This is a genomic window from Micromonospora sp. M42 (assembly GCF_000568915.1).
In the GTDB taxonomy this organism is placed as follows: Bacteria; Actinomycetota; Actinomycetes; order Mycobacteriales; family Micromonosporaceae; genus Micromonospora; species Micromonospora chalcea.
This window is the reverse complement of record NZ_KK037233.1, coordinates 3,410,158-3,416,973: the sequence shown is the minus strand read 5'-3', so window position 1 is coordinate 3,416,973 and position 6,816 is coordinate 3,410,158. Positions and strand designations below refer to the sequence as shown.

4 protein-coding genes and 1 pseudogene are annotated in these 6,816 nt (G+C 74.4%); 4 read left to right on the top strand and 1 reads right to left on the bottom strand.

Going from position 1 to position 6,816, the window contains the following annotated elements; genetic code table 11:
* The 4 genes and pseudogenes from MCBG_RS15410 to purE all read left to right on the top strand — a co-directional run.
* Positions 1 to 1,169: putative bifunctional diguanylate cyclase/phosphodiesterase (locus tag MCBG_RS15410; protein ID WP_043326497.1), on the top strand; the 1,169-nt coding region annotated here is incomplete at its 5' end.
* A gap of 50 nt (positions 1,170 to 1,219) precedes the next feature.
* Positions 1,220 to 3,255: pseudogene (locus tag MCBG_RS15405) on the top strand (thioredoxin domain-containing protein).
* 64 nt (positions 3,256 to 3,319) lie between these two features.
* Positions 3,320 to 4,477 (top strand): 5-(carboxyamino)imidazole ribonucleotide synthase, encoded by a 1,158-nt coding sequence (locus tag MCBG_RS15400; RefSeq protein WP_043326493.1) that lies wholly within the window; start codon positions 3,320 to 3,322, stop codon positions 4,475 to 4,477.
* A complete protein-coding gene (purE, locus tag MCBG_RS15395; RefSeq protein ID WP_043326491.1) occupies positions 4,477 to 4,968 on the top strand; it encodes a 5-(carboxyamino)imidazole ribonucleotide mutase in 492 nt (163 codons plus the stop codon). Before MCBG_RS15400 ends, purE begins: the two co-directional genes overlap by 1 nt.
* A 420-nt stretch (positions 4,969 to 5,388) precedes the next feature.
* Here the strand turns inward: purE and MCBG_RS15390 are convergent.
* A partial coding sequence (locus tag MCBG_RS15390; RefSeq protein WP_043326490.1) for an SCO7613 C-terminal domain-containing membrane protein occupies positions 5,389 to 6,816 on the bottom strand: 1,428 nt, incomplete at its 5' end.

The window sequence follows — 6,816 nt, the reverse complement described above, 5'->3', positions numbered from 1 at the left end:
TCACCGCCAGCCGCCTCGCCGCGCTGACCCGGCCGGGCGACCTGCTCGGGCGGCTCGGCGGCGACGAGTTCGCGCTGCTGCTGACCTCGGTGCCGATGGTCGAGGACCGGACGGCCCCGCTGGCGTACGCGCTGCGCCAGGCCCGGGAGGTCGCCGAACGCCTCGCCGCCCCGACCGAGGTGGCCGGGGTACGGATGTCCGTCGAGGTGGCAGTGGGCGTGGTGGTGGCCGACGCGGGCGCGGCCGACCTGACCGAGCTGCTGCGGCGCGCCGACATCGCCATGTACCAGGCGAAGGAGGGCGGCGGCAGCGTCGCCGCGTACGACAGCTCCCGCGACGCGGCGAGCACCGACCACCTGGCGTTGCTCGCGGAGATGCGGGAGGCGCTGGCCGCCGACGACCAGCTGGTCCTGGCGTTGCAGCCGGCGGTGGACCTGGCCACCGGCGCGCCGACCGGCGTGGAGGCGCTGATCCGGTGGCGGCACCCGCGCCGGGGATGGCTCGGCCCGGCCGACTTCATCCGCCCGGTGGAGAACAGCGAGCAGCTCGGCAGCTTCACCCGGTACGTGCTGGACAAGGCGCTGGCCGTGGCGTCCGCGTGGGCGCGGGACGGGCTGGACGTCCCCATCTCGGTGAACCTGTCCGCGCGCAGCCTGCTCGACCCGCGACTGCCCGCCGAGATCGACGAGGCGCTTCGCCGCCACCAGGTCCCGCCGCACCGGCTGGTCCTGGAGATCACCGAGACGGTGGTGATGAGCGAGCTGGAGATCATCGACGAGGTGCTGGCCACGCTGCGCGCCATGGGCGTGCAGCTCGCGGTGGACGACTTCGGCACCGGTTTCTCCTCGCTGACGTTCCTCACCCGGATCGCCGTGGACGAGCTGAAGGTGGACCGGTCGTTCGTGCTCCGGATGGCCGACTCGCCCGAGGCGGCGGCGATCGTCCGGACCACCGTCGGGCTGGCCCACGAGTTGGGGCTGCGGGTCGTGGCCGAGGGCGTCGAGACCGCCGAGCAGCGCACCGCGCTGGCCGAGCTGGGCTGCACAGCCGCCCAGGGCTACCACTTCTTCAAGCCGATGCCCGCCGACAAGATCGCGGCGGTGCTCGGGTCGCTGCGCGACGGCGCCCGGGACAACGTCTTCCCGCTGCGCGCCGACGGCGCTTCCTGACCCCTGCCGCACCGGCGGCGTCGGAAGGCGATGGTGGATAGGGTCGGGTGGTGAACCGACTCGCCAAGGCCACCTCGCCCTATCTGCTCCAGCACGCCGACAACCCGGTCGACTGGTGGCCGTGGTGTGACGAGGCGTTCGCCGAGGCGAAGCGGCGCGACGTGCCGGTGCTGATCTCGGTCGGCTACGCAGCCTGCCACTGGTGTCATGTGATGGCTCACGAGTCGTTCGAGAACGAGGCAGTGGCCCGGCTGATGAACGACGACTTCGTCTGCGTGAAGGTCGACCGCGAGGAGCGCCCCGACGTCGACGCGGTCTACATGACCGCCACCCAGGCGATGACCGGGCAGGGCGGCTGGCCGATGACCGTCTTCGCGACGCCGGACGGCACCCCGTTCTTCTGCGGCACGTACTTCCCGCGCGCCAACTTCATCCGCCTGCTCGGCTCGGTCGCCACCGCCTGGCGCGACCAGCGCGAGGCGGTGCTGCGCCAGGGCGCCGCCGTGGTCGAGGCGATCGGCGGCGCGCAGGCGGTCGGGGGCGTGACCGCCCCGCTCACCCCCGGCCTGCACGCCGCCGCCGAAGCCAGCTCGCCCGGGAGTACGACGAGACGAACGGCGGTTTCGGCGGCGCGCCGAAGTTCCCGCCGCACATGAACCTGCTCTTCCTGCTCCGGCACCACCAGCGCACCGGCTCGGCGCGCAGCCTGGAGATCGTCCGGCACACCTGCGAGGCGATGGCCCGTGGCGGCCTCAACGACCAGCTAGCCGGTGGGTTCGCCCGCTACTCGGTGGACGGCACTGGACCGTGCCGCACTTCGAGAAGATGCTCTACGACAACGCGCTGCTGCTGCGCGTCTACACCCAGCTCTGGCGGCTCACCGGCGACGGGCTGGCCCGCCGGGTGGCCCGCGACACCGCCCGGTTCCTCGCCGACGAGCTGCACCGCGCCGGTGAGGGCTTCGCCTCCGCGCTGGACGCGGACACCGACGGCGTCGAGGGGCTCACCTACGTCTGGACGCCCGACCAGCTCGTCGAGGTGCTGGGGGCCGACGACGGCCGGTTCGCCGCCGACCTGTTCGAGGTCACCGCCGAGGGCACGTTCGAGCACGGCAGCAGCGTGCTGCGGCTGGCCCGGGACGTCGACGACGCCGACCCGGCGGTGCGGGCCCGCTGGCAGGACGTGGTGGGCCGGCTGCTCGCCGCCCGGGACACCCGCCCGCAGCCGGCCCGCGACGACAAGGTGGTGGCCGCCTGGAACGGGCTCGCGATCACCGCCATCGCCGAGTTCCAGCAGGTCGCCGCGCTGCTCGTGTCCCCGGACGACGAGGACGCGAACCTGATGGACGGTGTGCTGATCGTCTCCGACGGCGCGATGCGGGACGCCGCCGAGCACCTGGCCACCGTGCACGTGGTGGACCGGCGGCTGCGCCGGGTCTCCCGGGACAAGGTCGTGGGCGAGCCGGCCGGTGTGCTGGAGGACTACGGCTGCGTCGCCGAGGCGTTCTGCGCGATGCACCAGCTCACCGGCGAGGGGCGCTGGCTGACGCTGGCCGGTGAGCTGCTCGATGTGGCGCTGGCCCGGTTCGCCGGCCCGGACGGCGCCTTCTACGACACCGCCGACGACGCCGAGCGCCTGGTCACCCGGCCCGCCGACCCGACCGACAACGCGACCCCGTCGGGCCGGTCGGCGATCGTCGCGGCGCTCGTGGCGTACGCGGCGCTGACCGGGGAGACCCGCTACCGGGAGGCGGCCGAGCAGACGCTGTCGACTGTCGCGCCGATCGTCGACCGGCACGCCCGGTTCACCGGCTACGCCGCCACTGTCGGCGAGGCGCTGCTGTCCGGGCCGTACGAGATCGCGGTGGCGACCGGCGACCCGGAGGGCGACCCGCTGGTGGCCGCTGCCCGGCGCCACGCCCCGCCCGGCGCGGTGGTGGTGGCCGGCGCCCCGGACCAGCCCGGCGTGCCGCTGCTGGCCGGACGGCCGTTCGTCGACGGGCGGCCTGCCGCGTACGTCTGCCGGGGCTTTCGTCTGCCAGCGGCCGGTGACCGGCGTCGAGGAGCTGGTCGCGCAGCTCGGCTGAGCGGAGCGGGCCGGACCGCCCTCGCGGTCCGGCCCGGCGCCGGCCCTTATAGGCTGGCGGCGCTATGGACTCCCGTACCGGTCTCCCCGTCGTGGGCATGGTGGGTGGCGGCCAGCTCGCCCGGATGACCCACCAGGCCGCCATCGCCCTCGGCCAGTCGCTGCGCGTGCTGGCGCTCGCCCCGGACGACGGCGCCGCGCTGGTCGCCGCCGACGTCCAGTACGGCGACCACACCGACCTGGCCGCGCTGCGTACGTTCGCCAAGGGCTGCGACGTGGTCACCTTCGACCACGAGCACGTGCCCAACGAGCACATCCGCGCGTTGACCGACGAGGGCGTGAAGCTGTTCCCGCCGGCCGAGGCGCTGGTGCACGCGCAGGACAAGCGGGTGATGCGGGAACGGCTCGGTGAGCTGGGCGCGCCGAACCCGGCCTGGCGTCCGGTGGAGTCCCCGGCCGACCTGGTCGCCTTCGGCGAGGAGACCGGCTGGCCGGTGGTGCTCAAGGCCGCCCGGGGCGGCTACGACGGGCGCGGCGTCTGGATGGTCGACGACGCCGGCGCGGCCGGTGAGCTGGCCGCCACGCTGCTCGCCGGTGGCACCCCGCTGCTGGTCGAGGAGCGGGTGGCGCTGCGCCGGGAACTGGCCGTGCAGGTGGCCCGGTCGCCGTTCGGGCAGGTCGCCGCGTACCCCGTGGTGGAGACGGTGCAGCGCGACGGCATCTGCGTCGAGGTGCTGGCGCCCGCGCCCGACCTGCCGGAGGAGCAGGCCGTCGCCGCGCAGCAGCTCGCCATCGACCTCGCGACCGCGCTCGGTGTGGTCGGCCTGCTCGCGGTGGAGCTGTTCGACACGCCGTCCGGGCTGGTCGTCAACGAGCTGGCCATGCGGCCGCACAACTCCGGTCACTGGACCATCGAGGGGGCCCGGACCTCGCAGTTCGAGCAGCACTTGCGGGCAGTCCTCGACTACCCGATGGGGGACACCTCGCTGACCGCGCCGGTCGTGGTGATGGCGAACGTGCTCGGCGGCGAGCCGGGCGGCATCTCCATCGACGAGCGGCTGCACCACCTGTTCGCCGCCGAGCCCGGGGCCAAGGTCCACCTGTACGGCAAGCAGGTCCGCCCCGGCCGCAAGATCGGGCACGTCACCGTGCTCGGCAACGACCTTGAGGACGTACGGGCCCGGGCCGCGCGTGCCGCCCGCTGGCTCCAGGAGGGGCACTGATGAGCACCGTCGGGCTGATCATGGGCAGCGACTCGGACTGGCCGGTCATGCGGGCCGCCGCCGAGGCGCTGGACGAGTTCGGCGTGCCGTACGAGGTGGGCGTGGTCTCGGCGCACCGCACCCCGGGCAAGATGATCGAGTACGGCCGGGCCGCCGCCGGCCGGGGCGTTCAGGTGATCATCGCGGGCGCGGGCGGGGCGGCCCACCTGCCCGGCATGGTCGCCTCGGTCACCCCGCTGCCGGTGATCGGTGTCCCGGTGCCGCTGAAGTACCTGGACGGGATGGACTCGCTGCTGTCCATCGTGCAGATGCCGGCCGGTGTGCCGGTCGCCACCGTCTCGATCGGCAACGCCCGCAACGCCGGCCTGCTGGCGGTACGCATCCTGGGCGCCTCCGACCCGGTGCTGCGCGACAGGATGGCCGCCTACCAGGCGAGCCTGGAGGATCTGGTCGCCGAGAAGGAAGCCGCGCTGCGCGCCTCCCTCACCTGACCGTTCGTCACTCTTCGTGCTTAACTCGGTTGGTTGCTGAGCGTGACCGGCTGGGCGGGCGGCTGTTTGTGCCCTCCGCCGACTTTGCTCTGCAGCCATCGGCGCAGCGCGGCCTTGACCTGCGGTTCTGCGTTTCCTCGAAATTGGCTCCGCAGCGGCACTCGTCACGGTGGGCGACCGTTGCCTCCGTGGCTGCAGAGCAAAGTCGGCAGAGAGGTGCCCCGCCCGCCCCGGCACTTCGACACGGAGTGTGACCGTACTGAACGGCCGGGGAGACGCCGCGAGCCGGCCGGGCAGGGTGCCGCGGACCGGCCGGCAGAGTGCCGCGGACCGGCCGGGTGAGGTGCCGCGGACCGGCGGGCACGCGGCCCGGCGGCGGGCGTGAGCCGGGCGGGCCCGGCACCGCCAGGCCCGATCGGCTCACCGCATGCCGCGCAGCGCGGTCTGCAGGCGCTCCTGGGCGCGGCGGCGACGCTCGTTGCTCGCGCCCAGCGCCAGCAGCACGATGCCGACCGGGATCAGCACCAGCCACGGGCCGAGGCTGAACAGCGCGTGCACGGCCGCGATCGCGGTCACCGCGGCGCCCACGATCACCGGGGCCTGCTGCCGGCTGGTCGAGCCGAAGATGAGCACCGCGACGGCGCCGAGCAGCAGCAGCACCTGGCGCAGCATGCTGGAGTCGGTGGCGATCACGATTGCCAGCGTGGGCAGGAAAGCGGTGACGAGCGCCGGGCCGTACGCCACCCAGCTCGACAGGTCGGGCCGGTGGCGCAGTTGCAGCACCCCGACCAGCAGGGCGAGCGCCGCGAACGGCAGCGTGTACGCCTCCGGCAGTGCCACGTCGGCCACCCGCATCAGGATCCACCAGGCGCTGATCTCGCAGGCCACTACCGCCCAGAACAGCAGGTTGCGCTCCATCGGCCGCCGCCCCGGACGGGTGGCCGCCACCCCGAGGACCGCACCCCACGCGGCCAGCAGCGCGGCGATGTGCCGGGGCGAGTCGTACGCCAGGGCCAGCGCGATGAGCGCCGCCCCGAAGCCGCTCCACTCGACGGTGGCCGCCTCCCGGTACGCCTCGGGGCGGCGCAGCCGGGGCAGCGTGGCGGCGAAGACCTGCAACGCCGCGCCGACCGCGAGTACCCCGAAGGCGGACCAGACCGCGGCGAGCCCGGACTTCAGGCCGACGGTGAGCACGAAGAGTTGCGCCATCAGCGAGCCGAACAGCCAGCCCAGGATGCGGGCGCGCTGGGTGGTGCCGAACAGCGCGGCGACGGCGCCCACGCCCACCGCGCCGCCGAGCGTGAACACGGTCAGGTCGCTGGTGGCGAGGCTGCCGGCCAGCCCGGCGCCACCGGCGGCCAGCCCGAGGGCGAAGACCAGCACCCGGGCCACCCGGATCGACCGGCCCGGCTCGGCCAGCGCCGGCGGTGGGGTCAGCGCCAGGCCGAGCATCGAGATGGTGAACACCGCCAGCGCGGCCAGCGCGGTCACCGGCCAGCCCCGGCCGAGCGCCACCGGCGTGATCAGCAGCGTGACCGCCGCCCCGGGCAGGATCACCGGCACCGCACGGGACCGCCGGCCCCCGCTGAACCCGGTGGCGGCGAGCGCCGCTGTCACTGTGAGCAGCAGCGCGGTGAGCACGTGGGTGGGATTCACCGCGTTCGCCGGCGGGGTCAGCAGCTCCGGTGGCGGCCCCTGCCACACCCGGCTCAGCACCGCGAACGGCGAGAACAACGCCACCACAAGCGCGGGCGCCAGTGTGGCCAGCGCCAGCGCGGTGGGCAACGCCGCGGCGGCGAGCGCGCCGGCGGCCGGGCTGACCCGCCAGCGCAGCACCGGATCGTCCGG

Excerpts from the sequence above, each read along its gene's own strand:
- MCBG_RS15400 (WP_043326493.1), top strand. The coding sequence starts at position 3,320 with ATGGACTCCCGTACCGGTCTCCCCGTCGTGGGCATGGTGGGTGGCGGC.
- purE (WP_043326491.1), top strand. The coding sequence starts at position 4,477 with ATGAGCACCGTCGGGCTGATCATGGGCAGCGACTCGGACTGGCCGGTC.